The following is a 25730-nucleotide window of genomic DNA, read 5'->3' on the forward strand; positions in this document are numbered from 1 at the left end:
GGGTAAGTTAAAAGTCGGCAATGGTAACTCGAAATGACGCTCGACATAAGTGCGCAGGAAGTTGTGCCAGCGGGCAGCCGGTCACTCTGCGGCTAATCGCGGTATCCTGTGCGTTCCGATTAAGGGCGTTTTTCCATGCTGGTGATTTCCAACAATGTGCATCTGCCGGATGCCGAGATCGAACTGACGGCCATTCGCGCGCAAGGCGCCGGTGGGCAGAACGTCAACAAGGTCTCCAGCGCCATGCACCTGCGCTTCGACATTCCGGCCTCGTCCTTGCCCGAGTTCTACAAGGAGCGGCTGCTGGCGCTGCGCGACAGTCGCATCACCAGCGATGGCGTGTTGATCATCAAGGCCCAGCAATACCGCACACAGGAAGCCAATCGCGCGGATGCGCTGGAGCGTCTGGTCGAGCTGATCCTCAGCGCGACCAAGGTGGAAAAGAAACGCCGCCCGACCAAGCCGACTCTCGGTTCAAAAAAACGTCGGCTTGAATCGAAAACCAAGCGCGGCAGCATCAAGGCCGGGCGCGGCAAGGTGGATTTCTAGTCTTCGCGATACTTGGCGGTGTGTTTGTACAGGTACACGCTCAGCGCCAATCCGCTTAGCGAGGCGAGGGCAGCGAAGAGGAAGATCGAGGCAAAACCAAAGCCTGCCGCAATCGCCCCGGCCAGTGGCCCGGTGATCCCCAGCGACAAATCGATGAACAGTGAATAGGCGCCGACCGCTGCGCCACGGCTCGACGCCGGCACCAGATTCACCGCTTCCACGCCCAGCGCCGGGAACACCAGCGAGAAACCGAAACCGCTCAGCGCCGCACCGGCCAGCGCCCAATGCGCGTCGGGTGCCAGCCACAGCAGTAACAGGCCAAGGGTTTCCACCGACAAACAGGCAATCGCCACGCGAAAGCCGCCGAGACGGTTGATGAGGTTGCCGAACAGCAGCCGCGCACCGATGAAGCTGGCGCCGAACAGGCTCAGGCACAGCACCGCGTTGTCCCAATGCTGGGTCGCGTAATACAGGGTGATGAAGGTGGCGATGGTGCCGAAGCCGATCGAGCCCAGCGCCAGACCGCAGCCGTGGGGAAACACTTTGCCGAGCACATGCATGAACGGCAGACGCTCGCCGGCGACAATCGGTGCCGGTGTTTTTGGCCAGGCGAGCAATAGGCCCAACGCGGCGAGCAGGATAATGCTGACGCCCATGCTCCACAGCCCCAACTGCCCAACCAGCCACACGCCGAACGGGGCGCCAACCGCCAGTGCGCCATAACTGGCGATGCCGTTCCAGGAAATCACCTTGGCCGTGTTCGCTGCGCCGACCCGGCCGATGCCCCAGCCAATCGAACCGGAGCCGACAAGGCTTTCCGCGCTGCCCAGCACCAGTCGACCGATCAACAGACTGATCAAACTGAGCATCGGCATGCTCGGTGTCCACGCCGAAATCAGCATGAACACACCGCTCAAGCCACACCCGGCCAGACCAATCATCACCGCGCGTTTGCTGCCCTGGTTGTCGATTATCTTGCCGGCATACGGGCGGCTGAGCAGGGTCGCGAGGTATTGCACGCTGATCACCAGACCGGCGATCACCGCGCCAAAGCCGAGGTCACTGTGGACATAACCGGGCAACACCGCGAGCGGAATGCCGATGTTCAGATAGCCGATAAAGGTGAACAGGACGATGGAAACGACTTGCAGCGTAACCGCCAGGGGGCGCTGGGGCTCGGATATAGAGGACGACATGGGTAACGATCCACGGGAGCGGCAGATTAGATAGGCTGCTTATGATACCGGCGCGGACGCCTCTGGGGCGGGAAAAGTAAAACTATTTGCTCGGCGGCGGCTTCAAGGTTTGTCCGGGGCAACCAGCTGCGTGGTGACCAGAGCGGCCAGGGCGTTTTCCTCTGTGCCGAAACGGGCGAGCAGGGCGGCTTGTTTCTCGGGCGAGAGGCGATTCCAGATCTCGATCATTTTCTCGGTCGCGCCGATCAGGACGGCAGCTTGGCTTTCAGAGAATTCGTCGGTCATGGCGGGCTCGGGTTCAGGCAGTGTGGAAAGCGCATGTTAGCGCTTTCCACACGGTCTGTACGACAGGTCTTACTCTTCGTTGTCGGCCGGGCGGCTCTCAACGGCTTCTTTCGGCTCGGGCTGTTGGGCGCCGGCTTGCTGCGTGGTCGTCTGCTCAGGTACGTGCAGGCTTGGGAAGGGGAGATTAGGAATCTCGTGCATGGTTGCGCTCCTCGCTAAGTCTGTTGATAGATCTGGTAGATCCGCGCTTTTGGAAAGCCTGCGCAGGATACAGCAGGAAAAATGACAATCAGACTTTTAATTCAAGTTAATGCGACAGATGGCCGCAGGGGAGGGCAAAACCTGAAGGTCACCACAAACAAATGTGCGAGCGAGCCTGCTCGCGAAGGCAGTGTGTCAGGCAACATTTTCGTTGAATGACACGCCGCTTTCGCGAGCAGGCTCGCTCCCACAGGGTTTTGTGTTGCAGTAACTATTTGCAGACGCTGGCGATGGCTTCGGCCAGCAACGCGAGGCGGGTGGAGTCGATACCGGCGACGTTCGCCCGGCCTGAACTGACCATGTACACGCTGTGATGCTCACGCAGTTGTTTCACTTGCTCCGGCGACAGCCCGGTGTATGAGAACATGCCGCGCTGCACGCCAATGTGCGCAAAGCGCTCGCGCAGGCCATGCGGTTCCAGTGCTTCAACCAAGCCGCTGCGCAGTTGCGCAATGCGCAGACGCATCGCTTCCACTTCATCGGCCCAACGGGCTTTCAGTTCCGGATCGGCGAGGATGGTCGCGACCACCGCTGCACCGTGATCCGGCGGCGTCGACCACAGGTTGCGGGCGATGTTGGCCAGTTGGCTGCGGATGTCGATGAGCTTGTCGGCGCTTTTCGCGCAGACGATCAGCGCACCGGTGCGATCGCGGTACAGGCCGAAGTTCTTCGAGCAGGAGCTGGTGATCAGCAGTTCGGGCAATTCTGCCGCGAACAAGCGGGTCGACCAGGCATCCTGTTCCAGACCGTCGCCAAAGCCCTGGTAGGCAAAGTCGATCAGCGGCAGCAGATTGCGCGCGCGCACCACGTCGAGCACGCGCTGCCAGTCGTCGTGGTTCAAGTCGAAACCGGTCGGGTTGTGGCAGCACGCGTGCAGCAGCACCACATCACCGTTCGGCACTTCATTGAGCACGGCGAGCATGACTTCGACATCGAGGCGGTTGTCGCTGCCCACGTACGGGTAGTGACTGACCTTGACCCCGGCCGCGGCGAAAATGGTTTCGTGGATCGGCCAGGTCGGTTTGCTCAGCCACACGCCTTTGCCCGGCAGGCACTGGGCGATGAAGTCGGCGGCCAGACGCAGCGCACCGGTACCGCCCGGCGTCTGGGTGGCACCGGCACGTTGCTCGGCGATCAGCTTCGAGTCGGTGCCCAGCACCAGCTCGTTGATGACTTTGCCGAACAGCGGGTTGCCGTGGCCGCCGATGTAGGTCTTGGTGTCCTGGCTTTCGACCAGTCGCGCTTCGGCGATTTTCACCGCTTCCGGGATCGGCGTCAGGCCTTGGGCGTCCTTGTAGACGCCAACGCCCAGGTCGAATTTGCGCGGATTACTGTCCTGCGCATACGCCTCCATCAAGCCGAGGATCGGGTCGCCGGGAACCCGGCCGATGGCGTCGAAGTGCATTACTTGCGTCCTTCGGCAGTCTTGGCCACTTCGTCAGTGCGCGCGGCCATGATGAAGTCGTTGCGGTGCAGGCCTTTGATCGAGTGGCTCCACCAGGTCACGGTGACTTTGCCCCACTCGGTCAGCAGGCCCGGGTGGTGACCTTCGGCCTCGGAGATCTCGCCGACAGCGTTAGTGAACGCCAGTGCGTGCTTGAAGTTCTTGAACAGGAAGACCTTCTCCAATTGCATGATGCTGTCGCGTACTTCGATGTTCCAGTCAGGGATCTGCTTGATCAGGATCGGCAGTTCTTCGTCGCTGACTTGTGGCGCATCGGCGCGGCAGGCTTCGCAGTGGGCTTGGTTCAAAGTGGACATGGTGTATTCCTGAAATCGAGTGTGTTTTTTTTATAAAGGCTTGTGAGTCGTCAATGCCGTCACGCTAAACCAAAGTGGCGGCAACTGACAGGCTCAATTGTCAGCAAAAGTCGCGGTTCACGCGGCTTTCGGTTTCGGCGGAAATTTCGGTGCGTGCAGACCCAGCTGCATGCCTTGGCGAACCATGGCCATGATGTCTTCATGAGCCACGTCGAACAGACGCTTGAGGTTCGGCAGGACAAAGTACAGCGGTTGCAGGATGTCGATGCGATACGGCGTGCGCATGGCTTCGAGCGGATCGAACGCCTGATGCTCAGGCTCGTCCGACAGCGAATAAACGGTTTCTTTCGGTGAAGACAGAATGCCGCCGCCGTAGATGCGTTGGCCTTGTGGGGTGTCGACCAGACCAAACTCGATGGTCATCCAGTACAGACGCGCCAGGTACACACGTTCTTCCTTGGTCGCCTGCAAGCCGAGTTTGCCGTAGGTGTGGGTGAATTCGGCGAAATACGGGTTGGTCAGCAGCGGGCAGTGACCAAAGATCTCGTGGAAAATGTCCGGCTCTTGCAGGTAGTCCAGCTCTTCGCGGGTACGGATAAACGTAGCGACCGGAAATTGCTTGCTGGCCAGCAGTTCGAAAAAGGTCTGGAAGGGGATCAGTGCCGGCACACGGGCGACCTGCCAGCCGGTGGTCTCGCCGAGCACCTTGTTGATCTCGCCGAGTTGCGGAATGCGGTCGTGGGGCAGACCGAGTTTTTCGATACCGTCCAGGTACTCCTGGCAGGCACGCCCTTCAATCACTTTCAACTGGCGAGTGATCAGCGTGTTCCACACCGCGTGTTCTTCGGCGGGGTAGTCGATAAAACCTTGCGCATCGGGCTCGCGGGCCACGTATTGCGTCTGCTTCATACTGCTCTCCTGCTAGGGGAATTCGTTCTTGTTATGTCCAGCGATGGATTCAGAATTACCTGAGAGCGGGTTGATGTGCAGCAGGTTGAATGGCCTGCGCGTAGGAAATTTCTGTTTAATTCGTAAAGTTATCGTTACGGTTTGTCCGCTGTCGCGCATTTTCGGTGATTTTCAGGTTTGAAAAGCCTGGTGGCTGTCACATAATCTTGACAACTATCTGCGTGCCTCGACAGAAAAGTCGTGGTGCTTACCCTTGTGGGAGCGAGCCTGCTCGCGAATGCGATCTACCTGACACATTAATGTTGAATGTGCCGCCGTCTTCGCGAGCAGGCTCGCTCCCACAGGTTCTGTATTTAACTTAATGACTGGTTTGGCGGGTTTTCTCCTATGCGCATCAAAGTCCACTGCCAGAACCGCATCGGCATCCTGCGCGACATTCTCAACCTGCTGGTCGCCTACGGCATCAACGTGGCGCGCGGTGAGGTCGGTGGCGAGCATGGCAATGCGATCTACTTGCACTGTCCGAACCTGATCAATATTCAGTTTCAAGCGCTGCGCCCGAAGTTCGAGGCGATCGCCGGGGTGTTCGGCGTCAAGCGAGTAGGGCTGATGCCCAGCGAACGACGGCACATGGAGTTGAATGCCTTGCTCGGCGCGCTGGAGTTTCCGGTGCTGTCGATCGACATGGGCGGCTCGATCGTCGCGGCCAATCGCGCGGCGGCGCAGTTGCTCGGTGTACGGGTCGATGAGGTCCCGGGCATTCCGCTGTCGCGTTACGCTGAAGATTTCGACCTGCCGGAACTGGTGCGCGCGAATAAATCACGAATCAATGGCATGCGGGTCAAGGTCAAGGGCGACATCTTTCTGGCCGACATTGCGCCGCTGCAATCGGAGCACGACGACAGTGAAGCGATGGCCGGTGCGGTGCTGACCTTGCATCGCGCCGACCGTGTCGGCGAGCGCATCTATAACGTGCGCAAGCAGGAGTTGCGTGGCTTTGACAGCATCTTTCAGAGCTCGAAAGTCATGGCTGCCGTCGTGCGTGAAGCGCGGCGTATGGCGCCACTGGATGCGCCGCTATTGATTGAAGGCGAAACCGGTACCGGTAAGGAACTGCTGGCGCGCGCCTGTCACCTTGCCAGTCCGCGCGGGCAGTCGCCGCTGATGGCGCTCAACTGCGCCGGCCTGCCCGAGTCGATGGCCGAGACCGAGCTGTTCGGCTACGGCCCCGGCGCCTTCGAAGGGGCGCGGGCCGAAGGCAAGCTCGGGCTGCTGGAGTTGACGGCGGGCGGTACGCTGTTTCTTGATGGCGTCGGTGAGATGAGCCCGCGCTTGCAGGTGAAACTGCTGCGCTTTCTTCAGGACGGTTGCTTCCGTCGCGTTGGCAGCGATGAAGAGGTTTACCTGGATGTGCGGGTGATCTGCGCCACCCAGGTGGACCTGTCCGAGCTGTGCGCGCGCGGCGAGTTTCGCCAGGATTTGTATCACCGCTTGAATGTACTGTCCTTGCACATCCCGCCGCTGCGCGAATGCCTCGACGGCTTGACCCCGCTAGTCGAGCATTTCCTCGATCAGGCCAGTCGGCAAATTGGCTGTCCGCTACCGAAACTGGCGCCGGCGGCGATGGATCGGCTCAGTCATTACCATTGGCCGGGCAACGTGCGGCAACTGGAGAACGTGTTGTTCCAGGCGGTTTCGCTGTGTGATGGCGGCACGGTGAAGGCGGAGCATATTCGTCTGCCGGATTACGGCGTGCGTCAGCCGCTTGGCGATTTCTCGCTGGAAGGCGGGCTGGACGAGATTGTCGGACGGTTCGAGAAGGCGGTGCTGGAACGGTTGTATTCCGAGCATCCGAGCAGTCGGCAGCTGGGTAAGCGGTTGGGGGTTTCACATACGACGATTGCTAACAAGCTGCGTGAATATGAGGTCGGCAAAAATCCCGAAGCTTAAGATCAAAAGATCGCAGCGTGCCGCAGCTCCTACAGGAATACGCATTTCAAATGTAGGAGCTGCGGCACGCTGCGATCTTTTGATCTTTTGCCGCCAAGCGGCATAACACCGCCGGTTTTTCGACTTCGATACATTTCAAATTTTCCCTCATCACTCCCCAAGTCCTTTGTTTGCCGGGTCTTCGTCCGCCAGAAAAAAGTTGGTCTGCAAATTGCTTATGGCTCAGCAGTACAGCGGTGGGCGGCAAACGTCCGGCATGCAGAGGAATGAGTGTGGACAAGTACCTTTATGTGGCAATGACCGGCGCCAGCCAGAATGCACTGGCGCAAAAGGCGCATGCCAACAACCTGGCGAACATCTCCACCAACGGTTTTCAGCGCGACCTGGAGCAGGCGCGTTCGATGCCGGTGTTCGGTGACAGCTTTCCGGCGCGTGCGTTTGCCATGAGCGAACGGCCTGCCACCGACTTCACCCCGGGCTCGCTGGTGCAGACCGGTCGTGACCTCGACGTCGCGGTGACCGGCAACGGTTTCATTGCCGTACAGAACCCCAATGGCGGCGAAAGCTACGTGCGCACCGGCAGCCTCAACGTTGACGCCCTCGGCGTGCTGCGTGCCGGCAACGGCATGCCGGTGATCGGCAATGGCGGTCCGATCGCCGTGCCGCCCGAGCAGCAGATCGAAGTCGGTGAAGACGGCACCATCAGTATTCGTGCGATGGGCGAAGGCCCGCGTGTCATGGCGGAAGTCGACCGGATCAAACTGGTCAACCCGGACATCAAGAACATGAACAAGGGCCTCGACGGCTCGATCTACACCAAGGACGGCCAGCCGGCGCCGGCCGATGCCAACGTCAAACTGGTGTCGGGTTTCCTTGAATCGAGCAACGTCAACGCCGTCGAAGAGATGACCTCGGTGCTGGCCCTGGCCAAGCAGTTCGAGTTGCACGTCAAGATGATGAACACCGCCAAAGACGACGACCAGGCCATGGCTCGGGTCTTGCAGATCAGCTAATTATCAGAACGTCGCGCCGAAAAACAGGCGCACGAGGAGAATCGAATGCTTCCGGCTCTATGGGTTGCCAAAACCGGTCTGTCCGCCCAGGACACCAACCTGACCACCATTTCCAACAACCTGGCGAACGTGTCGACCACGGGCTTCAAACGTGATCGCGCCGAGTTCCAGGACTTGCTCTATCAGATCAAGCGTCAGCCAGGCGCCCAGTCGACTCAGGACAGCGAACTGCCGTCGGGTCTGCAACTGGGTACCGGTGTGCGCATTGTCGGCACCCAGAAAAACTTCACCGCTGGCAGCCTGCAAACCACCGAGCAGCCGCTGGACATGGCCATCGACGGTCGCGGTTTCTTCCAGATTCTGCAGCCGGATGGCACCACGTCCTACACCCGTGACGGTACCTTCCACCTCGACTCCAACGGCCAGATCGTCAACGCCAGCGGTTTCGCTCTGGAACCGGCCATCGTCATTCCGAACGATGCCCAGACCTTCACCGTCGGCCGTGACGGCACCGTGTCCATCACGGTTGCTGGCAACGCTGCGTCTCAGGTGATCGGCAATCTGCAAACCGCCGACTTCATCAACCCGGCCGGTCTGCAAGCCGTGGGCAACAACCTGTTCCTGGAAACTGCCGCCTCCGGCGCGCCGCAAGTCGGCACCCCGGGTCTGGCCGGTTTCGGTACCACCCTGCAGAACACCCTGGAAACGTCCAACGTCAGCACCGTTGAAGAGATGGTCAACATGATCACCACTCAGCGCGCTTACGAGATGAACTCCAAGGTGATCTCCACCGCTGACCAGATGCTCTCGTTCGTAACGCAGAATCTGTAATCAAGTCTATGAGGCGGCCATGAGGTCGCCTGCAACACCGTGAGGTAGGGTCATGAATCGCTTTGTATCTGTTCTGGCATTGAGTGGGGTCGTCTCGCTCGCGGGCTGCGTCGCCCCGACGCCCAAGCCCAATGACCCTTACTACGCCCCGGTGTTGCCGCGCACGCCGTTACCGGCTGCCGCCAATAATGGCTCGATCTATCAGGCCGGCTTCGAGCAGAACCTGTACAGCGACCGCAAGGCTTTCCGGGTCGGTGACATCATCACCATCACCCTGAACGAGCGCACGCAGGCGAGCAAGAACGCCAACTCGCAGATGGACAAGAACAGCGACAACAAGGTCGGTCTGACCTCGTTGTTCGGCTCCAGCCTGACCACCAACAACCCGATCGGCGGCAACGACCTGAGTCTGAACGCTGGCTACAGTGCCGACCGCTCGACCAAGGGTGACGCCAAGTCCGGGCAGAGCAACAGCCTCACCGGTTCGATCACCGTGACCGTCGCTGACGTGCTGCCCAACGGCATCATCGCCGTGCGTGGCGAGAAGTGGCTGACGCTGAACACCGGTGATGAGCTGGTGCGTATCGCCGGCCTGGTGCGCGCCGATGATATCGCCACGGACAACACCGTGTCGTCGACCCGGGTCGCCGATGCACGCATCACCTACTCGGGTACCGGCGCGTTTGCCGATACGAGTCAGCCAGGCTGGTTCGACCGTTTCTTCCTCAGCCCGCTGTTCCCTTTCTAGGTGGCTACGTTGAATTTCAAGAGCCTCATGCTGGCTGCGGCGCTGATGTCCGCAGCCTTTGGTGCACACGCCGAGCGGCTGAAAGATATCGCCAGCATTTCCGGCGTGCGCTCCAACCAGTTGATCGGTTACGGCCTGGTGGTCGGGCTTAACGGCACCGGTGACCAGACGACGCAGACCCCGTTCACCCTGCAGACCTTCAACAACATGCTCTCGCAGTTCGGCATCAAGGTGCCGCCGGGATCGGGCAACGTGCAATTGAAGAACGTCGCGGCGGTGTCGATCAGTGCTGATTTGCCGGCGTTCGCCAAGCCCGGTCAGCAGGTCGATATCACGGTGTCTTCGATCGGTAACTCCAAGAGCTTGCGTGGCGGCACACTGCTGCTGACCCCGCTCAAGGGTATCGACGGCAACGTCTACGCGGTCGCTCAGGGCAATCTTGTCGTCGGCGGTTTCGACGCCGAGGGCCGTGACGGATCGAAGATCACCGTCAACGTTCCGTCGGCCGGTCGCATCCCTGGCGGTGCCTCGGTGGAGCGTTCGGTGCCGAGCGGTTTCAACCAGGGCAACAGCCTGACGCTGAACCTCAACCGCTCCGACTTCACCACCGCCAAGCGTATCGTCGACAAGATCAACGACATGCTCGGTCCTGGCGTCGCGCAAGCGATCGACGGTGGTTCGATTCGTGTCACCGCGCCACTCGATCCGAGCCAGCGCGTCGACTACCTGTCGATCCTCGAAAACCTCGAAGTCGATCCGGGTCAGGCGGTGGCGAAAGTCATCATCAACTCGCGTACCGGCACCATCGTCATCGGCCAGAACGTCAAAGTGTCGCCAGCCGCCGTGACCCACGGCAGCCTGACCGTGACCATCACCGAAGACCCGATCGTCAGCCAGCCCGGCCCTCTGTCCAATGGTCAGACGGCTGTTGTGCCGCGTTCGCGGGTGAATGCCGAGCAGGAAGCCAAGCCGATGTTCAAGTTCGGCCCGGGCACTACCCTCGACGAGATCGTGCGGGCGGTGAACCAGGTCGGCGCGGCACCGGGTGACTTGATGGCGATCCTCGAAGCTCTGAAGCAGGCCGGCGCGTTGCAAGCCGACCTGATCGTGATCTGAGGCCGACCTTTATGGATATGCGCAAAAGCGGTCTGGTCAACAGCAGCGATTCGGGTTCTTACTCGGACCTCAATCGCCTGAACCAGCTCAAGGTCGGCGACAAGAACAGCGATGCGAACATGCGCAAGGTGGCGCAGGAGTTCGAATCGCTGTTCCTTGGCGAAATGCTCAAGTCGATGCGTTCAGCCACCGAAGCGCTGGGCCAGGACAACCCCCTCAACACGCCGGCGGCCAAGCAGTACCAGGAAATGTACGACCAGCAGTTGGCCGTTTCCATGTCCCGCGAGGGCGGTGGTATCGGTCTGGCCGACGTGCTGATGCGCCAGATGTCGAAGAACAAACCGATGGCGCCGGGCGAGGCCGCTGCCGCGTCCGCCGCCAAGCAGGAAGAAGCCAAGGCAAAAGCCGCTGCAGTGGCCACGCCGATTGCCGCCGGCACCGTGGCCACCAACGGCCCGTTGTCGCGCCTCAATGGTGAGCGTCCGTTGTGGGCGTCGCGTTCGGTGAATGCACCGAATACGCAACTGGCCCATCGCAACGACATGGAACTGATCAATCAGCGTCGTCTGGCTCTGCCACCGAAACTGGCCGATCGTTTGCTCGCAGGCCTGGTGCCATCGGCTACGCCGGCAGCGGCCACGCAATTGCCGCAACGCGCGACCACGGCGGCCACCACTGGCGCCGGCCCGCTGTACAACGGCGACTGGCTGGCGCGTGCCGAGAGCGAAAAAGCCTCTGGCGGGCAGATGCAGATTTATGGTCGTGCGATGGCGCAGATTCCGCTGGCGCCGGCGAAGAAAGCCTTCAGTTCCGCCGACGAATTCGTCAACACCATGCTGCCGATGGCCAAGGAAGCGGCCGACCGTATCGGCGTCGATCCGCGTTATCTGGTGGCACAGGCTGCGCTGGAAACCGGTTGGGGCAAATCGGTCATGCGTGCCCAGGATGGCAGCAGCAGCCACAACCTGTTCGGCATCAAGGCGAGCAGCAACTGGAAGGGCGATTCGGCCCGGGCGATCACCAGCGAGTTCCGCAATGGCGAGATGGTCAAGGAGACGGCCGAGTTCCGTTCGTACGCCTCGTACAAAGACAGCTTCCACGATCTGGTGACTTTGCTGCAGAGCAATAATCGCTATCAAGATGTCGTGAAGTCTGCCGATAACCCAGAACAGTTTGTACGCGAGTTGCAAAAGGCCGGTTACGCCACCGACCCGAACTACGCGACAAAGATTTCGCAGATAGCCAAGCAGATGAACAGTTTCCAAAACTACGCTGCGGCGGGTGTATCCACCACGCCTTTCTAAGGCACAAGGTATAAGGTCTGAACCATGAGTTTGCTCAATATCGGGATGTCGGGACTGTCGGCCAGCCAGTCCTCTTTGGCTACGACAGGCAACAACATTGCCAACGTCGACACCGCCGGTTATTCACGTCAGCAAACCGTGCAGGGCACCAAATCCTCGCAGCAGTTCGGCACCGTGTTCATCGGTACGGGCACCACCCTGGCTGACGTGCGCCGGGTGTACAACTCGTACCTGGAAAGCCAGTTGCACACCGCTACTTCGCTCGACAGCGAATCGGCTGCTTACCTGGCGCAGGCCACGCCGCTGGACTCCATGCTGTCGGACACCAACACCGGCCTGACCGGCGTGCTGCAGAAATTCTTCACCACGATGCAGGGCGTTTCGACCTCGGCGACCGATGACACTTCCCGTCAATCGGTGCTGACCGGCGCACAGGCGCTGACCAGTCGTTTCAACACCATCGCCAAACAGCTCAACGATCAGAACACCACCATCAATGGCAGCCTGGGAGACATGACGTCCCAGGTGAACAAGCTGGCTACCTCGATTGCCAATTTGAACCAGAAGATCGGCGAGATCTCCACCAGCGGTGGGGCGCCGAACGATCTGCTCGACAGCCGTAACGAAGCTGTACGCCAGCTCTCCGAGCTGACCGGTGCACAGGTCGTCGAGCGTGGCACCAGTTTCGACGTCTACATTGGCAGTGGTCAGCCGCTGGTGATCGGCAACACCACCAACACGCTGAGCATGGTCGCGAGCAAAGACGATCCGTCGCGCATGGCCATTCAGATGGATCGCGGTTCGAGCACCATCGACATCACCTCGGCGATGACCGGCGGTGAAATCGGCGGCCTGTTGACTTACCGCAAAGAAGTCCTCGACCCGTCGCTCAACGAGCTGGGCCGAGTAGCGCTGGTGATCGCGGATCAGGTCAACAGCCAGCAAGCACAGGGCATCGACAAGAACGGTGACTTCGGCGCGGCGATTTTCAACAACATCAACAGTGCCGCGCTGGTCAGTTCGCGCAGCATCGCGCAGTCAGGCAACAGCACCGGTTCGGGTAACCTCGATGTCACCATCAAGGACACCGGCAAGCTGACCACCAGCGATTATCAAGTGACGTTCACCAGCGCCACTGACTACACCGTCAAGCGTTCCGACGGCACCGATATGGGCGCCTTCAGCACCACGACCAATCCACCGCCAGTGATCGACGGTTTCACCCTTGCACTCAAGGGTGGTGCGTTGAGCGCCGGTGACAGCTTCAAAATCACTCCGACCCGTAATGCGGCGGCGAGCATTCAGACAGTGCTCACCGATCCGAAGAAAATCGCTGCGGCCGGTCCGTTGACCGGTGTCGCCAGCGCTGCCGGTCTGGGCACTTACACTCAGCCGACACTCAGCAGCAAGATCGATATCTACAACCCGACGGCCCAGGCTGACATGCAGGCGGCGCTGAAGAACTCGACGCCGGTCAAACTGGTGTTTGGTGCGGTCAGCGGCGGCAGCCAGTCTTACTCCTTTGTGGATGCCAAGGGCGGCGTGATCAGCAGCGGCACAGTCGTTCCCGGTCAATCGAACACGCTGGACCTGAAGGTCGGCATCGTCGATGCCAGCGGCAATCCGGTGCTGGATACCAGCGTTACGCCGAACGTACAGAAAACCTTCTCCGTGCAGACCACCATTGGCGGCACGCCGAAGCCAGGCGAAACCTTCACCATGAACCTGACCGGTGCGGCGTCTTCGGACAACCGCAACGCACAATCGCTGGTCGCCCTGCAAACTGCGCAGACCGTTGACACCGGTTCGGCCAGTAAAGGCATCAGCCTGACTGACGCCTACAACAAGCTGGTGACCAACGTCGGCACCAAGACCGCCCAAGGCAAGTCCGACAGCGCCGCGACGTCGGCGATCCTGGATAACGCCAAAGGCGCGCGCGATTCGCTGTCCGGGGTCAACCTGGATGAAGAAACCGGCAACCTGGTCAAATATCAGCAGTACTACACAGCGTCTTCGCAGATCATCAAAGCTGCGCAGGAAACTTTCGCCACGCTGATCAACAGCCTTTAAGGAGTCGTAATTCATGCGCATTTCCACCGCCCAGTATTACGGCACGCAAGCGTCGGACTATCAGCGTAACTTCAACAAGGCGGTCGCTACCGCCAGTGAGGCGAGCAGCCTGCAACGCATCACCAATGCGTCCGATGATCCGATCGGCGCCGGGCGTTTGCTGCAACTGGGCCAGCAGGCCGCGATGCTGGATCAGTACAAGACCAACGTCGACTCCACCACAAATTCGTTGAATGTGCAGGAGTCCACGCTGGATTCCATCACCACCGCACTGGCGCGTGCCAAGGAGCTCGCCCTGGCCGCCAACACCGGCACGCGCACCGACAAGGATCGCCAGGCTTACGCTTCGGAACTGAGTCAGATCCAGCAACAAGTGCTGGGCCTGATGAACTCCAAGGATGCCAACGGCAACTACATGTTCTCCGGTTCGAAGACCGATACCGCGCCGTACTCGCAGAATGCCGACGGCACTTACACCTACAACGGTGACCAGACCACGATCAACCTGGGCATCGGCGACGGTATGACGGTCGGTACCAACACCACCGGTTGGGATGCCTTTCAGCAGACCATCAACACCGGCCGCACCAGCACCAATATGACGGCTCCAGCAGTGGATGACGGCCGTGTCGTGCTGTCCAGCGGTACCGTTGGCAATGTTGCCACCTACAACTCCAAGTTCTCCGGTGGTCAGCCGTACACCGTCAGCTTCGTCAGCAGCACCCAACTGCAAATCACCGATGCGCTGGGTAACGACGTGACGGCCGAAGCCAGCCAGAATGGCGCGATCGTCAACACCACCGGCACCAACCAGTCGGTCAGTTTCCGTGGCGTCGACCTGAAGCTGAACATCAACCTGAAAGCGGGGGACACCAACCCGGACGCGGTCATTGCCGGGCACAGCTTCCAGCTGTCGACCCAGCCTGACTCGTTCACCACCGCGCGCAGCCCGGGTAACCCGTCTACTGCGGTGATTACCGGTTCGACCATCACCGACCAGTCGGCCTATACAAACGCCTTCCCGCAAGGCGGCGCGGTGCTCAAGTTCACCAGCGCGACGGCGTTCGATCTGTATGCGGCGCCAGTCACTGCGGACAGCAAACCCGTGTCGTCCGGCACCGTGGCTGGCGGCAACGCGACCGCTGCGGGCGTGACTTTCGCGCTGGGCAACACTCCGGCCGCTGGCGATCAGTTCTCGATCCAGCCGAACAATCACCAGACCCAGAACGTGCTCGACACGCTGGGCCAGATGATTACGGCATTGAATACGCCGATCGACGGTGATGATGTTGCCAAGCAGAAGTTTCAGGGTGTCATGGAGTCGGGGCTCGGCAACATCGACGCCGCTACCAACCAGATTGGCGCCTCTGTCACCACCATTGGTGCCCGTGGCCAAGCGCTGGAAATGCAAACCGCGACTAACCTGAGCCTGAGTACGGCGAACACCACGACCCAGGGCTCGATCCGTGATTCGGATCCCGCCGAAGTCATGACCCGCCTGACCCTGCAGCAGACCATGTTGCAAGCCGCGCAACTGGCGTTCAGCAAGATCAGCCAGTTGGGTCTGTTCAACAAGATCTGACGGTTAACGGGCGCGTGAGCGCCCGTTTGCTCCATCCTTCAAGTAATGTTTTTTAGCGGTTTCCAGGGCTCGCTTTACCGAGCGGGCTCGTACCGCCTGTGAGCCCGCCGTGAATTCACTCCCTCTCGTTAGCCTTGTCATTCCCGCCTTCAACCCACGCTTTTTCGAGCGAGCCTTGCGTAGCGCTGTCGGCCAGGGCTATGGCCATCTGGAGGTCATCGTTTGCGATGACAGTCGTGGCGTCGAGATCGAAAGCACTGTCTCGAATGTCAGCGCGCAGACAGGCGTTGCCGTGCGCTATGTGCGTAACCCGCGCACGTTGGGCCTGGTCGGCAATCTGAAAGCCTGCCTGGATCATGCGCAGGGCGAGTTCATCAAGTTTCTGTGTGACGATGATTTGCTCTATTCCGCCTGTATCGAGCAGCAGGCGCAAGAGATGCGTCGTGCAGAAGTCAGCCTGGTGCTGGCGCAGCGACTGCTCTGGGACGCGAACGACATCATCCTGCCTGCGCGTCTGGAAAACACCTCGCTGTCGCCGGTCAGTGGTCTGTTCAAGGGCGACGATTTACTGGCGATCTTTGAAAAATTCCCGGTCAATGTTCTGGGCGGATTCAGCAACGCGCTGTTTCGCCGCGCGGACGTCGCCGAGCTGCTGCCGGCATTGACGGAGGAGGGCGGCGGCTTCGTCGCGAGCCTGGATTTCGCCTTGTATATCTGCCTGCTGCGACGCGGCAACCTGGCGGTGTCCAACAACGTGCTGAGCGCCGAGCGTCTTTATCCAGAGCGGCTGAGTGCGCAGCAACCGATGAAGGACGCAATGGATATCGAGCGCGAGTGGCTCTCGCAAATGCTCAAGGTCCGCAACGGTGAGTCGGCGCCCGCGCCAGGCTGGGTACGCTATATCCCGTTGGCAAGGGCTGATGAGTCGCCGAGAATCTGGGAAGAACTGCCGCTGAGCCGTACCCTGGGTTCCCGGCAGAGCCGTCAGGAGTGTGGCGTCGGGGTCGATAGCCTGAGTTTTGGCGAACTCTATGCGCAATGGCTGGCGTGCCGGGTGCTGACCGAAGGCCAGCGCAAGTTGCTGCCGGAAACCATCGCCGGTTGGTCGCACCAGCCGCGGATCGTGCCGATCATCATCGATGCCAAAGGCAGTCGCGATGGTGTCGAGCGCACCCTGGAGGCCCTCGCCAATCAGGATTACCCGGCGGAACTGGTGCTGGTCCTGTCCGCGTCCTGTGCTGAAGCGGAGCTGGATGGGCGCGTGTTCCGCCTGCCGCTGCAAGACGACGGTCTTGCGCAGCTCAATAGCTTGCTGCCGCAACTGGAAGGCGCCGACTGGTTCTACCTGCTGCAACCGGGTGATCGGCCGGTGGCCACGGCGTTGCTGATCATGGCGGACCGTATCGCGCATTCGCGGTCGTTCACCTGCCTGTACAGCGACGAAGGCAGTCTGCGCAGTGGTGAGTCGGCAGAGCCTGCGTTCAAGCCGGATTTCAACCTCGACCTCATGCGCAGCTATCCCTACGTCGGGCGGGCGCTGGCGTTCAAGCGCGAGCGGGCGCTGGCACTGGGCGGCCTGACGTCTGACTTTGCACAACTGGCGCCTCACGACCTGCTCTGGCGCATGGTCGAGAGCGATGGCACTCAAGTGATCGGGCACATCGCCGAAGTGTTGCTTGAATCGAAATTCGATCTGTCCCAATGGCTCACCGACCCGGGTGTCCTGGAACAGAATCCGCGGGTGCTCGATGCGCATCTGCAGCGCTTGGGGATTGCCTACGAGACGCGACGCGAGGGCAGTGAGCTGCTCAATCGGGTCGATTATCGCCATGCCCGACGCCCGTTGGTGTCGGTGATCATCGTCGCTCAGGATCAGACGGCGGCCTTGCAGCGTTGTGTCGAAACGCTGCTGGAAAAGACCGCTTATACCGAGTACGAAATTCTCTTGGTCGACAGCGGCAGCGAAAGCGCCGAGGCGCTGACCTGGCTCGACGGCATGGAACAGTTGGGCAGTGACCTGATTCGTGTGTTGCGCTACCCGCAAAAGCACAACCCCGCCGCCATTCACAACTTTGCCGTGAGCCAGGCGCGCGGCGAGTATGTCTTGCTGCTCAATGCCTTTGCGGTGATCACTCAAGCCGATTGGCTCGACGAATTGCTCAATCATGCGCAGCGCCCCGAAGTCGGGGTGGTCGGCGCCAAGTTGTACGACCCGGACGGCGGGGTGTTGCATGCCGGCCTGATTCTCGGTTTGCAGGGGCCGGCCGGGTTGCCGTTCTTTGGTCAACCGATGCAATCGGAGGGCTATATGTTCCGGCTGCAGGCGGTGCAGGATCTGAGCGCTGTCGGCGGTGACTGCCTGATGGTTCGCAAGTCGGTCTTCGAGGAAGTCGCGGGGCTCGACGAGCAGCACTTGAAGGTCGCGTACAACGTCGTCGATCTGTGCCTGCGGGTCGGTCGCGAAGGTTATCTGGTGGTGTGGAATCCGCATGCCCGGCTGGCGGTGGGCACGCGCCCGGTCGCCGTGGCAACCAGCGAAGAGCAACAACAGCACGAGCGCGAGCAGGATGCGTTTTACCAGCGCTGGCTGCCGCAGATTGCGCGCGATCCGGCCTACAACGTCAACCTTGCGCTACAAGGGATCGGGGCCAGCAACTTTAGCCTCGAACCGGGTCTGCTGACCGGCTGGAGTGCGTTTTCCAGGTCGAGTCTGCCCAACGTGCTCGTGGTGCCGATCAACGCTTCTGCCATCGGCCATTACCGCATGAGCCAGCCGATGATCGAACTGGAGGCGGCCAACCGGGTCGAGGGGCGCATCTGCTACGGCTTGCCGTCGATCGTCGAAATCGAGCGTCAGGCCCCCGACGTGATCGTGCTGCAGGGCCGCTACTCGGAGCACGCCATCGATGAAATTCCGCCGCTGAAGAAGTACTTCAGCGCCCGGCGTATTTTTGAACTGGATGACTATGTCATCGACGTTCCTCATCGCAATGCCCACATCCGCAACATGCCGAGCAAGCAGGACATGGAACGTATGGTGCGTCGAGCGATCGGCCTCTGTGATCGGGTGGTCGTGTCGACTCAACCCCTGGCCAATGCGTTGTCGGACATGCACCACGACATTCGTGTGGTGCCGAACATGCTCGCGAAAAACCTCTGGAGCCACCTGCGCAGCCAGCGGCGCACGTCGAAGAAACCACGGGTCGGCTGGGGCGGTGGCACCAGCCACCACGGCGACCTGGCGGTGATCGCCGAGGTGGTTCGCGAACTGGCCAATGAAGTCGACTGGGTGTTTTTCGGCATGTGCCCGGATGACTTGCGTCCGTACATGCACGAGTTCCACGGTGTGATCCCGCTCGACGTGTATCCGGCGAAACTGGCCAGCCTCAACCTCGATCTGGCCCTCGCACCGCTGGAGTTCCACATCTTCAATGACTGCAAGAGCAACCTGCGGCTGCTCGAGTACGGCGCTTGCGGATACCCGGTGATCTGCACTGACACCGAAGCCTATCGCGGCTACCTGCCGTGCACGCGGGTCAAGACCAACACCACCGATGAGTGGCTGCAGGCGATTCGCATGCACCTGGCCGATCCTGATGCCAGCTACCGCATGGGCGACGAGTTGCGTGAGGTGGTGCTGCGCGATTACGTGCTGCGTGGCGATAACCTGCGCTACTGGGAAAATGGCTGGCTGGCGGACTGACAGGTTCCAATGGTTGAAACAGCTCGATGAAAGGGATGAGTCCGTGACGGATTCATCCCTTTTTTCATGGCTGCACGTCCTGCGACACGTAGCGCACCGAGCTGGCGCGTTTCCTGCAAGTCCCCCTCAAATCGCCATAAAACGAGCGCTCGCGGTCATTGCCCCCGCGCCCGAAACGGCAGAAAGGTTTAGCCAGAAGGCCGCAACGCTCAAGAAAGCGACGCGCAGCCCTGTGACGAACGAGAGGGGAGAGGATGAAGGCAGTTATTTTGGCGGGTGGTCTGGGCACGCGCATCAGTGAAGAGTCGCACCTCAAGCCCAAGCCGATGATCGAGATTGGCGGCAAGCCAATTCTCTGGCACATCATGAAGCAGTACTCCGCCCACGGGATTCACGACTTCGTGATTTGCCTGGGCTACAAGGGGTACGCGATCAAGGACTTCTTCGCCAACTACTTCCTGCACACCTCCGACGTGACCTTCGACATGCGCGAAAACCGCATGGACGTTCACCAGAATTACAGCGAGCCATGGCGCGTGACGCTGATCGATACCGGTGAAGAGACCATGACCGGTGGCCGCCTGGGGCGAGCCGCGCGCTATCTGGAAAATGAAGAAGCCTTCTGCTTCACCTATGGCGACGGCGTTTCCGATTTGAACATCAGCGCGTTGGTCGATTTCCACCTGACTCACGGCAAACTGGCCACCGTCACCGCCGTGCAACCGCCGGGCCGCTACGGCGCGCTGGATCGCGAAGGTGACCGGGTGCTGGGTTTCACCGAGAAGCCACGCGGCGACGGTGGCTGGATCAACGGCGGCTTTTTCGTGCTGTCGCCCAAGGTCCTGCCGCTGATCGAAGGCGATTCGACGTCGTGGGAGTCCGGCCCGCTGGACGGCTTGGCCGCACGCGGTGAGTTGATGGCGTTTCAGCACGACGGTTTCTGGCAGCCCATGGACACCCTGCGCGACAAGAACCATCTCGAAGCCCTGTGGCAGAGCGGGGAGGCCCCATGGAAGCAATGGGACTGAGTGCGGATTTCTGGCGCGGCAAACGCGTCCTCGTTACCGGACACACCGGTTTCAAAGGCAGTTGGCTGACCCTGTGGCTGCAAAGCCTCGGCGCGCAAGTCAGCGGCTTTTCCCTGGATCCGTCGACCGAGCCGAGCCTGTTCGAACTGGCGCGTGTGCACGAAGGCATCAACGATCAGCGCGGTGATCTGCGTGATCTTGGCGCTCTCCTGGAAATCATCGCCGACACCGAGCCGGAAATCGTTCTGCACCTGGCCGCTCAGCCACTGGTGCGCGAAGGCTATCGCGACCCACTCGGCACTTATTCCAGCAACGTCATGGGCACGCTGAACCTGCTCGAAGCGATTCGTCAGGTCGGTTGCGTGCGCGCCTGCGTGCTGGTGACCACCGACAAGGTCTACGCCAACAAGGAATGGCTGTGGCCCTACCGCGAAGACGAAGCGCTCGGTGGCCACGATCCTTACAGCAGCAGCAAGGCCTGCTGTGAACTGCTCGCACAGTCGTATGCCGCGTCGTTCTTCCCGGCCGACAAGTACGCCGAGCACGGTCTGGCCTTGGCCACCGCGCGTGCCGGCAACGTCCTGGGCGGCGGTGATTTTGCCCCTGAGCGACTGATTCCCGACGTGCTCAAAGCCTGGACCGCAGACGAACCGGTGACCCTGCGCTATCCGCAAGCCGTGCGCCCATGGCAGCACGCGCTGGAACCGCTGGCCGGTTACCTGCAACTGGCCGCCGGCCTCTACGAGCAAGGCCCGGAATACGCCGGGGCGTGGAACTTCGGTCCTGGTGAAGCGGACATGTGCAGCGTTGGCGAAGTGGTCGAATTGCTCGCCAGCCGCTGGCCGCAAGCGCGTGGTCTGCGCATCGAAAAAAGCGAATTGCACGAGGCTGGCCTGTTGCGCCTGGACAGCAGTCGCGCGCGCCAAGTGCTTGGCTGGCAGCCACGCTGGACCTTGCAGGCATGCCTGACCCAGACCCTCGACTGGCACCTGGCGTGGCAGAACGGCGATGACATGCGCAGCGTCACCCTCGGCCAACTGAACCTGTACCGAGGCGCGCTGTGAGCGAGTTTTCCCTGAAGGCGTTGCCGCTGGCCGGGTTGTTCAGCGTCCAGCACAAACGTTTCGAAGATCAGCGCGGGCACTTCGCTCGGCTGTTTTGCGAAGGCAGCCTGAGTGCGTTTGGCAGCGAATTCCATATCCGTCAGATCAACCATTCCTGCACCCGCGAGAAGGGCAGTGTGCGCGGTCTGCATTATCAGAATGGCAACGCCCCGGAAGCCAAACTGATCACCTGCCTGCGCGGTGAAGTGTGGGATGTGGCGGTGGATTTGCGCCCCGATTCAGAAACGTTTTTGCACTGGCACGCCGAGCACCTCAAGGCTGGCGACGGACGCAGCCTGCTGATTCCGGCCGGCTTCGCCCACGGTTTCCAGACCCTGACCGAAGACGCCGAATTGCTCTACCTGCACAGCGCCGATTACGCGCCGGAGCATGAGGGCGGTCTGTCGGTGAACGATCCACGGCTGGCGATTGCCTGGCCGTTGCCTGTCAATAATTTGTCAGCGCGTGATTCCAGCCATCCCGCGCTCGATCAACACTTTGCTGGAGTGCGTCTATGAACTGCCGTGGGTGCGCCGCACCGCTGAGCCTGCCGCTGATCGACCTCGGCACCTCGCCGCCGTCCAACGCCTACGTGCACGCCGATCGCCTGGAACAGGCCGAGCAATGGGTGCCGTTGAAGGTTGCGGTGTGTCAGCAATGCTGGCTGGTACAGACCGAGGATTACACCAGCGCCGACAGTTTGTTCGATGCTGAATACGCCTACTTCAGTTCGTTCTCCAGCACCTGGCTGGCCCATGCCGAGTGCTATGTTGCCGAGATGGTCGAGCGCTTTGGCCTGACCGCTGACAGCCGTGTGGTTGAAGTCGCCGCCAACGACGGTTATCTGCTGCAGTACGTGGCCGCTCGCGGCATTCCGTGCCTGGGCGTCGAGCCGACGCGCAGCACCGCGCAAGCGGCGCGCGCGAAAGGTCTGCAGATTCGTGAGTTGTTCTTCGGTCGCAACACGGCTGCGCAATTGAAAAGCGAAGGTTGGGGCGCCGATTTGATGGCGGCCAACAACGTGCTCGCGCATGTACCGGACATCAACGATTTCCTCGGTGGCTTCGCGACGTTGCTCAAGCCAACCGGCGTGGCCACTTTCGAATTCCCGCAACTGCTGACGCTGATGGCGGGCGCGCAGTTCGACACGCTCTACCACGAACATTATTCCTACCTGTCGCTGACTGCCGTGCAGACGCTGTGCGAGCGCAATGGCCTGGAAGTGTTCGACGTCAGCCAGTTGAGCACCCACGGCGGATCGTTGCGCGTGTTCGTGCAGCGCAGGGACGGCGAGCGTCGCCCGGTGCAGGCTGCGGTGCAGCAACAGTTGCAGGCCGAACTGGATGCCGGGGTGAAAACCGCCGAGTACTACACGACCCTCGCGCCCGCCGCTGAACGCATCAAGCATCAGCTGCTGCGCTTTTTGTTGCAGGCCAAGGCTGACGGCAAACGTGTGGTCGGTTACGGCGCGGCGGCCAAGGGCAATACCTTGCTCAACTACGCCGGGGTCAAACCGGACCTGTTGGCCTGGGTAGCCGATGCCAACCCGCACAAACAGGGCAAGTGTTTGCCGGGCAGCCGCATTCCGATTGTTGCGCCTGAGCGGATTGCCCAGGAGCAGCCGGACTACATTCTGGTGTTGCCGTGGAACCTGTTGAGCGAAGTGAAGCAGCAGCTGTCTGCGGCCAAGGCATGGGGCGCACGCTTTGTCGTCGCCGTTCCGGAGTTGATCATCCAATGAGCAGAATTCATTACACCAAACCCAGCGTTGGCGAACTCGAAGCGCAATACGCCCTGGACGCCGTGCAGAACGGTTGGGGCGCGCGTTGCTACGAATACCTGACACGTTTCGAGCACGGCTTTGCCGAGCATCTGGGCGCCACCTACGCCATTGCCACGTCCAGTTGCACCGGCGCGCTGCACATGGGCATGGCCGCGCTGGGTGTCGGCGCTGGCGACGAAGTTATCCTGGCCAACACCAACTGGATCGCCTCGGCGGCACCGATCACTTACCTGGGCGCTACGCCGGTGTTCGTCGATGTCCTGGCGGACAGCTGGTGCCTGGATCCGCAACAGGTCAGAAAAGCGATCACCCCGCGCACCAAGGCGATTCTCGCCGTGCATTTGTACGGCAACCTGTGCGACATGGACGCGCTGCTCGCCATCGGCAACGAGTTCGGCATCCCGGTGATCGAAGACGCGGCGGAAGCCATTGGCTCGCAATGGCGCGGCAAAGCGGCCGGCTCGCTGGGGGCTTTCGGCGCTTTTTCGTTTCATGGCACCAAGACCATGACCACCGGTGAGGGCGGCATGTTCGTCACCTCGGACAAGGCCTTGTATGAGCGTGTTCTGACCCTGTCCAACCATGGCCGTGTGGCGGGTTGCACCAAGCAGTTCTGGCCGGAGTTTGTCGGTTTCAAATACAAGATGAGCAACCTGCAGGCCGCCGTCGGCTGCGCCCAGGTCGAGCGAATCGACGAGTTGATTGAGCGCAAACGGGCGATTTTTGCCAACTACGCGCGGGCACTCGAAGGCGTACCGGGTGTGTCGCTCAATCCCGAACCGGGCCATGCGCGCAATGGTTACTGGATGCCGACCGTGGTGTTTGATGCCGACACTGGCATCCACCGCGAGCAAATGATTGCCGCCTTCCAGGCCGCCGACATCGATGCCCGGGTGTTTTTCTGGCCGCTGTCGTCGCTGCCGATGTTCAGCGAATACGAGGTCGACACGCCGCTGGCGTTTGCCTTGCCCGAGCGCGCCTTCAACCTGCCGAGCTATCACGACATGACCGACGCTGACCAACAGCGTGTGGTGCAAGTGGTGCTGGATCTGCTGGCTCGCGGGCACACAGTGTGAAGCTGTATCTGCTGGGGGCTGCCAACCCGGAAGCGGTGCGCATGCTGCACGCCGTCAAGCGCAGTACGCCGAACGTCGAATTCGCCTTCCTCGACAACGATCCGCGCAAGCACGGCACGCTGTTCTACGGAGTGCCGGTGCTCGGTGGTTGCGAACGTGTCGGCGAACTCAATGGCGAGGATGTGCGCTTCGTCAATCTGATCACCGGCAGTACCCGGTTACGCTACGAAACCACCTGTCAGCTGGTGGACGCCGGTGCACGTCTTGGCCAGTTCGTTCATCCGGGTATCGACCTCAGCATGATTCGCATGGGGCAGGGCAGTTATCTGCAGGAAGGCGTGCTGCTGCAGGCCGAGGTGACACTGGGCGACAACACCAGCATCAGCGCCGGCAGTGTCGTGGGGCATGAAGGGCAGATCGGCCACTCGGTGTTCATGGCGCCGGGGGTGTGTATCGCCGGTTGCGTGGAAATCGGTGACGGGACCTTTATCGGCACCAACGCCACGATCCTGCCGCGCCTGCGCATCGGTCGCTGGGTGACCATCGGTGCCGGTGCGGTCGTGACCAAAGATGTTCCGGATTTTTCGGTCGTGGTGGGCAATCCCGCCAGGATCATCAAGACCAACGCAGTGCCTTACCCGGACGCCAGGGTGTTCAGGTAAGTCGTTTCCCGAATTTTTGGAGAGTTGCAATGAATCCGCATGAACAGTTTCGCGAAGAAGTAAAAGCCAACATCGAAGGCCTGCAGAACGACAAGGCCCTGCAAACCGAGTCCCTGGACTGGGTTGGCACCACGGCCAGACACAAGTACACCTACAACTTCAGCTGGATGGGCCGGCCGATCATTCAGTTCCCGCAGGACATGGTCGCGATGCAGGAAATCATCTGGAACCTGCGTCCGGACGTGATCGTCGAGACGGGCATCGCTCACGGCGGTTCGCTGGTGTTTTATGCCTCGATCCTGGAACTGATCGGTCACGGCGAAGTACTGGGCATCGACATCGATATCCGCGAGCACAACCGCGAAGCCATCGAAGCGCACCCGATGTTCAAACGCATCAGCATGATCCAGGGTTCGAGCATCGATAGCAGCATCGTCGATCAAGTGCGCGAGCGCGTGCAGGGCAAAAAAGTGCTGGTGGTGCTGGACTCCAACCACACCCACGAGCACGTCCTCGAAGAGCTGCGCCTGTACGCACCACTGGTGTCGGTGGGCAGCTATTGCGTGGTCATGGACACCGTCGTTGAAGACATGCCGGCCGATGCGTTCCCGGATCGTCCATGGGGCAAGGGTGACAACCCGAAAACAGCGGTATGGGCCTATCTGGAAGAGAACCGCGATTTCGAGATCGATCAGTCGATCCACAGCAAATTGCTGATCACAGTCGCGCCGGATGGTTATCTGCGTCGCGTGCGTTAATCGACAAACAACGATGAGTTTTCGGCGACGCGCCGTTTGTGG

At 60.8% G+C, this 25730-nt stretch carries 23 protein-coding genes; 17 read left to right on the forward strand and 6 right to left on the reverse strand.

Annotated elements, in window-relative coordinates; all coding sequences use genetic code 11:
- Nucleotides 1-135: 135 nt before the first annotated feature.
- Nucleotides 136-549 (forward strand): alternative ribosome rescue aminoacyl-tRNA hydrolase ArfB, encoded by a 414-nt coding sequence (gene arfB, locus U6037_RS07560; protein WP_007920134.1) that lies wholly within the window; start codon nt 136-138, stop codon nt 547-549.
- Here arfB and U6037_RS07565 read toward each other — a convergent pair.
- The 6 genes from U6037_RS07565 to phhA form a co-directional block, all read right to left on the reverse strand.
- Complete coding sequence (locus U6037_RS07565) at nt 546-1745, reverse strand: MFS transporter (protein WP_322846319.1); 1200 nt, start codon at nt 1743-1745, stop codon at nt 546-548. The genes arfB and U6037_RS07565 overlap by 4 nt on opposite strands.
- Nucleotides 1746-1847: 102 nt before the next feature.
- Nucleotides 1848-2030: a hypothetical protein gene (locus U6037_RS07570; RefSeq protein ID WP_242204356.1), complete on the reverse strand. Its 183-nt coding sequence runs from the start codon at nt 2028-2030 to the stop codon at nt 1848-1850.
- A 69-nt stretch (nt 2031-2099) separates the two neighbouring features.
- Complete coding sequence (locus tag U6037_RS07575) at nt 2100-2231, reverse strand: hypothetical protein (RefSeq protein ID WP_008088845.1); 132 nt, start codon at nt 2229-2231, stop codon at nt 2100-2102.
- 271 nt (nt 2232-2502) lie between these two features.
- Nucleotides 2503-3696: an amino acid aminotransferase gene (locus tag U6037_RS07580; RefSeq protein ID WP_322846320.1), complete on the reverse strand. Its 1194-nt coding sequence runs from the start codon at nt 3694-3696 to the stop codon at nt 2503-2505.
- Entirely contained in the window at nt 3696-4052 is a 357-nt protein-coding gene (locus U6037_RS07585) for a 4a-hydroxytetrahydrobiopterin dehydratase (RefSeq protein ID WP_003222798.1), read from the reverse strand. The genes U6037_RS07580 and U6037_RS07585 overlap by 1 nt, the downstream gene beginning before the upstream one ends.
- Before the next feature lie 117 nt (nt 4053-4169).
- Nucleotides 4170-4961, reverse strand: coding sequence for a phenylalanine 4-monooxygenase (gene phhA / locus U6037_RS07590; RefSeq protein WP_322846321.1), 792 nt, complete (start codon nt 4959-4961; stop codon nt 4170-4172).
- A gap of 387 nt (nt 4962-5348) precedes the next feature.
- Here phhA and U6037_RS07595 point away from each other — a divergent pair, with 387 nt between their 5' ends.
- The 16 genes from U6037_RS07595 to U6037_RS07670 all read left to right on the forward strand — a co-directional run bounded on the left by U6037_RS07595 (nt 5349) and on the right by U6037_RS07670 (nt 25688).
- Nucleotides 5349-6911, forward strand: coding sequence for a sigma-54-dependent transcriptional regulator (locus U6037_RS07595; RefSeq protein ID WP_322846322.1), 1563 nt, complete (start codon nt 5349-5351; stop codon nt 6909-6911).
- A 272-nt stretch (nt 6912-7183) separates the two neighbouring features.
- Nucleotides 7184-7924: a flagellar basal body rod protein FlgF gene (locus U6037_RS07600; protein WP_007920119.1), complete on the forward strand. Its 741-nt coding sequence runs from the start codon at nt 7184-7186 to the stop codon at nt 7922-7924.
- Between the two features lie 45 nt (nt 7925-7969).
- Nucleotides 7970-8755: a flagellar basal-body rod protein FlgG gene (gene flgG, locus U6037_RS07605; protein WP_007920118.1), complete on the forward strand. Its 786-nt coding sequence runs from the start codon at nt 7970-7972 to the stop codon at nt 8753-8755.
- A 52-nt stretch (nt 8756-8807) separates the two neighbouring features.
- A complete protein-coding gene (gene flgH / locus U6037_RS07610) occupies nt 8808-9503 on the forward strand; it encodes a flagellar basal body L-ring protein FlgH (protein WP_038363773.1) in 696 nt (231 codons plus the stop codon).
- Between the two features lie 27 nt (nt 9504-9530).
- On the forward strand, nt 9531-10619 hold the full coding sequence (locus tag U6037_RS07615; protein ID WP_176091703.1) for a flagellar basal body P-ring protein FlgI: 1089 nt from the start codon (nt 9531-9533) through the stop codon (nt 10617-10619).
- 11 nt (nt 10620-10630) lie between these two features.
- Nucleotides 10631-11923 (forward strand): flagellar assembly peptidoglycan hydrolase FlgJ, encoded by a 1293-nt coding sequence (gene flgJ / locus U6037_RS07620; protein ID WP_322846323.1) that lies wholly within the window; start codon nt 10631-10633, stop codon nt 11921-11923.
- A gap of 24 nt (nt 11924-11947) precedes the next feature.
- Nucleotides 11948-13993 (forward strand): flagellar hook-associated protein FlgK, encoded by a 2046-nt coding sequence (gene flgK / locus U6037_RS07625; protein ID WP_322846324.1) that lies wholly within the window; start codon nt 11948-11950, stop codon nt 13991-13993.
- 13 nt (nt 13994-14006) lie between these two features.
- The gene (locus U6037_RS07630; protein ID WP_322846325.1) at nt 14007-15575 is read left to right on the forward strand and encodes a flagellar hook-associated protein 3; all 1569 of its coding nucleotides are present in this window, start codon (nt 14007-14009) and stop codon (nt 15573-15575) included.
- A 109-nt stretch (nt 15576-15684) separates the two neighbouring features.
- Nucleotides 15685-19278: a glycosyltransferase gene (locus U6037_RS07635; RefSeq protein WP_322846326.1), complete on the forward strand. Its 3594-nt coding sequence runs from the start codon at nt 15685-15687 to the stop codon at nt 19276-19278.
- Nucleotides 19279-19532: 254 nt separating this feature from the next.
- Complete coding sequence (gene rfbF / locus U6037_RS07640) at nt 19533-20306, forward strand: glucose-1-phosphate cytidylyltransferase (RefSeq protein WP_016984278.1); 774 nt, start codon at nt 19533-19535, stop codon at nt 20304-20306.
- On the forward strand, nt 20288-21370 hold the full coding sequence (gene rfbG / locus U6037_RS07645; RefSeq protein WP_322846327.1) for a CDP-glucose 4,6-dehydratase: 1083 nt from the start codon (nt 20288-20290) through the stop codon (nt 21368-21370). Before rfbF ends, rfbG begins: the two co-directional genes overlap by 19 nt.
- On the forward strand, nt 21367-21927 hold the full coding sequence (locus U6037_RS07650) for a dTDP-4-dehydrorhamnose 3,5-epimerase family protein (RefSeq protein ID WP_116033117.1): 561 nt from the start codon (nt 21367-21369) through the stop codon (nt 21925-21927). Before rfbG ends, U6037_RS07650 begins: the two co-directional genes overlap by 4 nt.
- Complete coding sequence (locus tag U6037_RS07655) at nt 21924-23150, forward strand: class I SAM-dependent methyltransferase (RefSeq protein WP_322846328.1); 1227 nt, start codon at nt 21924-21926, stop codon at nt 23148-23150. Before U6037_RS07650 ends, U6037_RS07655 begins: the two co-directional genes overlap by 4 nt.
- Nucleotides 23147-24268: a DegT/DnrJ/EryC1/StrS family aminotransferase gene (locus tag U6037_RS07660; RefSeq protein ID WP_322846329.1), complete on the forward strand. Its 1122-nt coding sequence runs from the start codon at nt 23147-23149 to the stop codon at nt 24266-24268. The genes U6037_RS07655 and U6037_RS07660 overlap by 4 nt, the downstream gene beginning before the upstream one ends.
- Nucleotides 24265-24930 (forward strand): NeuD/PglB/VioB family sugar acetyltransferase, encoded by a 666-nt coding sequence (locus U6037_RS07665; protein ID WP_322846330.1) that lies wholly within the window; start codon nt 24265-24267, stop codon nt 24928-24930. The genes U6037_RS07660 and U6037_RS07665 overlap by 4 nt, the downstream gene beginning before the upstream one ends.
- Nucleotides 24931-24959: 29 nt before the next feature.
- Nucleotides 24960-25688 carry a cephalosporin hydroxylase family protein gene (locus U6037_RS07670; RefSeq protein ID WP_322846331.1) on the forward strand — a complete coding sequence of 243 codons (729 nt, stop codon included), beginning with the start codon at nt 24960-24962 and terminating at the stop codon, nt 25686-25688.
- The last annotated feature ends 42 nt before the right edge of the window (nt 25689-25730 follow it).

The sequence above is a fragment of the Pseudomonas sp. B33.4 genome (genome assembly GCF_034555375.1).
GTDB lineage: Bacteria > Pseudomonadota > Gammaproteobacteria > Pseudomonadales > Pseudomonadaceae > Aquipseudomonas.

Bases quoted from the DNA above. Each gene is read 5' to 3' on its own strand.
- arfB (WP_007920134.1), top strand. From the start codon at position 136: ATGCTGGTGATTTCCAACAATGTGCATCTGCCGGATGCCGAGATCGAA.
- U6037_RS07565 (WP_322846319.1), bottom strand. From the start codon at position 1,745: ATGTCGTCCTCTATATCCGAGCCCCAGCGCCCCCTGGCGGTTACGCTG.
- U6037_RS07570 (WP_242204356.1), bottom strand. From the start codon at position 2,030: ATGACCGACGAATTCTCTGAAAGCCAAGCTGCCGTCCTGATCGGCGCG.
- U6037_RS07575 (WP_008088845.1), bottom strand. From the start codon at position 2,231: ATGCACGAGATTCCTAATCTCCCCTTCCCAAGCCTGCACGTACCTGAG.
- U6037_RS07580 (WP_322846320.1), bottom strand. From the start codon at position 3,696: ATGCACTTCGACGCCATCGGCCGGGTTCCCGGCGACCCGATCCTCGGC.
- U6037_RS07585 (WP_003222798.1), bottom strand. From the start codon at position 4,052: ATGTCCACTTTGAACCAAGCCCACTGCGAAGCCTGCCGCGCCGATGCG.
- phhA (WP_322846321.1), bottom strand. From the start codon at position 4,961: ATGAAGCAGACGCAATACGTGGCCCGCGAGCCCGATGCGCAAGGTTTT.
- U6037_RS07595 (WP_322846322.1), top strand. From the start codon at position 5,349: ATGCGCATCAAAGTCCACTGCCAGAACCGCATCGGCATCCTGCGCGAC.
- flgG (WP_007920118.1), top strand. From the start codon at position 7,970: ATGCTTCCGGCTCTATGGGTTGCCAAAACCGGTCTGTCCGCCCAGGAC.
- flgH (WP_038363773.1), top strand. From the start codon at position 8,808: ATGAATCGCTTTGTATCTGTTCTGGCATTGAGTGGGGTCGTCTCGCTC.
- U6037_RS07615 (WP_176091703.1), top strand. From the start codon at position 9,531: ATGCTGGCTGCGGCGCTGATGTCCGCAGCCTTTGGTGCACACGCCGAG.
- flgJ (WP_322846323.1), top strand. From the start codon at position 10,631: ATGGATATGCGCAAAAGCGGTCTGGTCAACAGCAGCGATTCGGGTTCT.
- flgK (WP_322846324.1), top strand. From the start codon at position 11,948: ATGAGTTTGCTCAATATCGGGATGTCGGGACTGTCGGCCAGCCAGTCC.
- U6037_RS07630 (WP_322846325.1), top strand. From the start codon at position 14,007: ATGCGCATTTCCACCGCCCAGTATTACGGCACGCAAGCGTCGGACTAT.
- rfbF (WP_016984278.1), top strand. From the start codon at position 19,533: ATGAAGGCAGTTATTTTGGCGGGTGGTCTGGGCACGCGCATCAGTGAA.
- rfbG (WP_322846327.1), top strand. From the start codon at position 20,288: ATGGAAGCAATGGGACTGAGTGCGGATTTCTGGCGCGGCAAACGCGTC.
- U6037_RS07655 (WP_322846328.1), top strand. From the start codon at position 21,924: ATGAACTGCCGTGGGTGCGCCGCACCGCTGAGCCTGCCGCTGATCGAC.
- U6037_RS07660 (WP_322846329.1), top strand. From the start codon at position 23,147: ATGAGCAGAATTCATTACACCAAACCCAGCGTTGGCGAACTCGAAGCG.
- U6037_RS07670 (WP_322846331.1), top strand. From the start codon at position 24,960: ATGAATCCGCATGAACAGTTTCGCGAAGAAGTAAAAGCCAACATCGAA.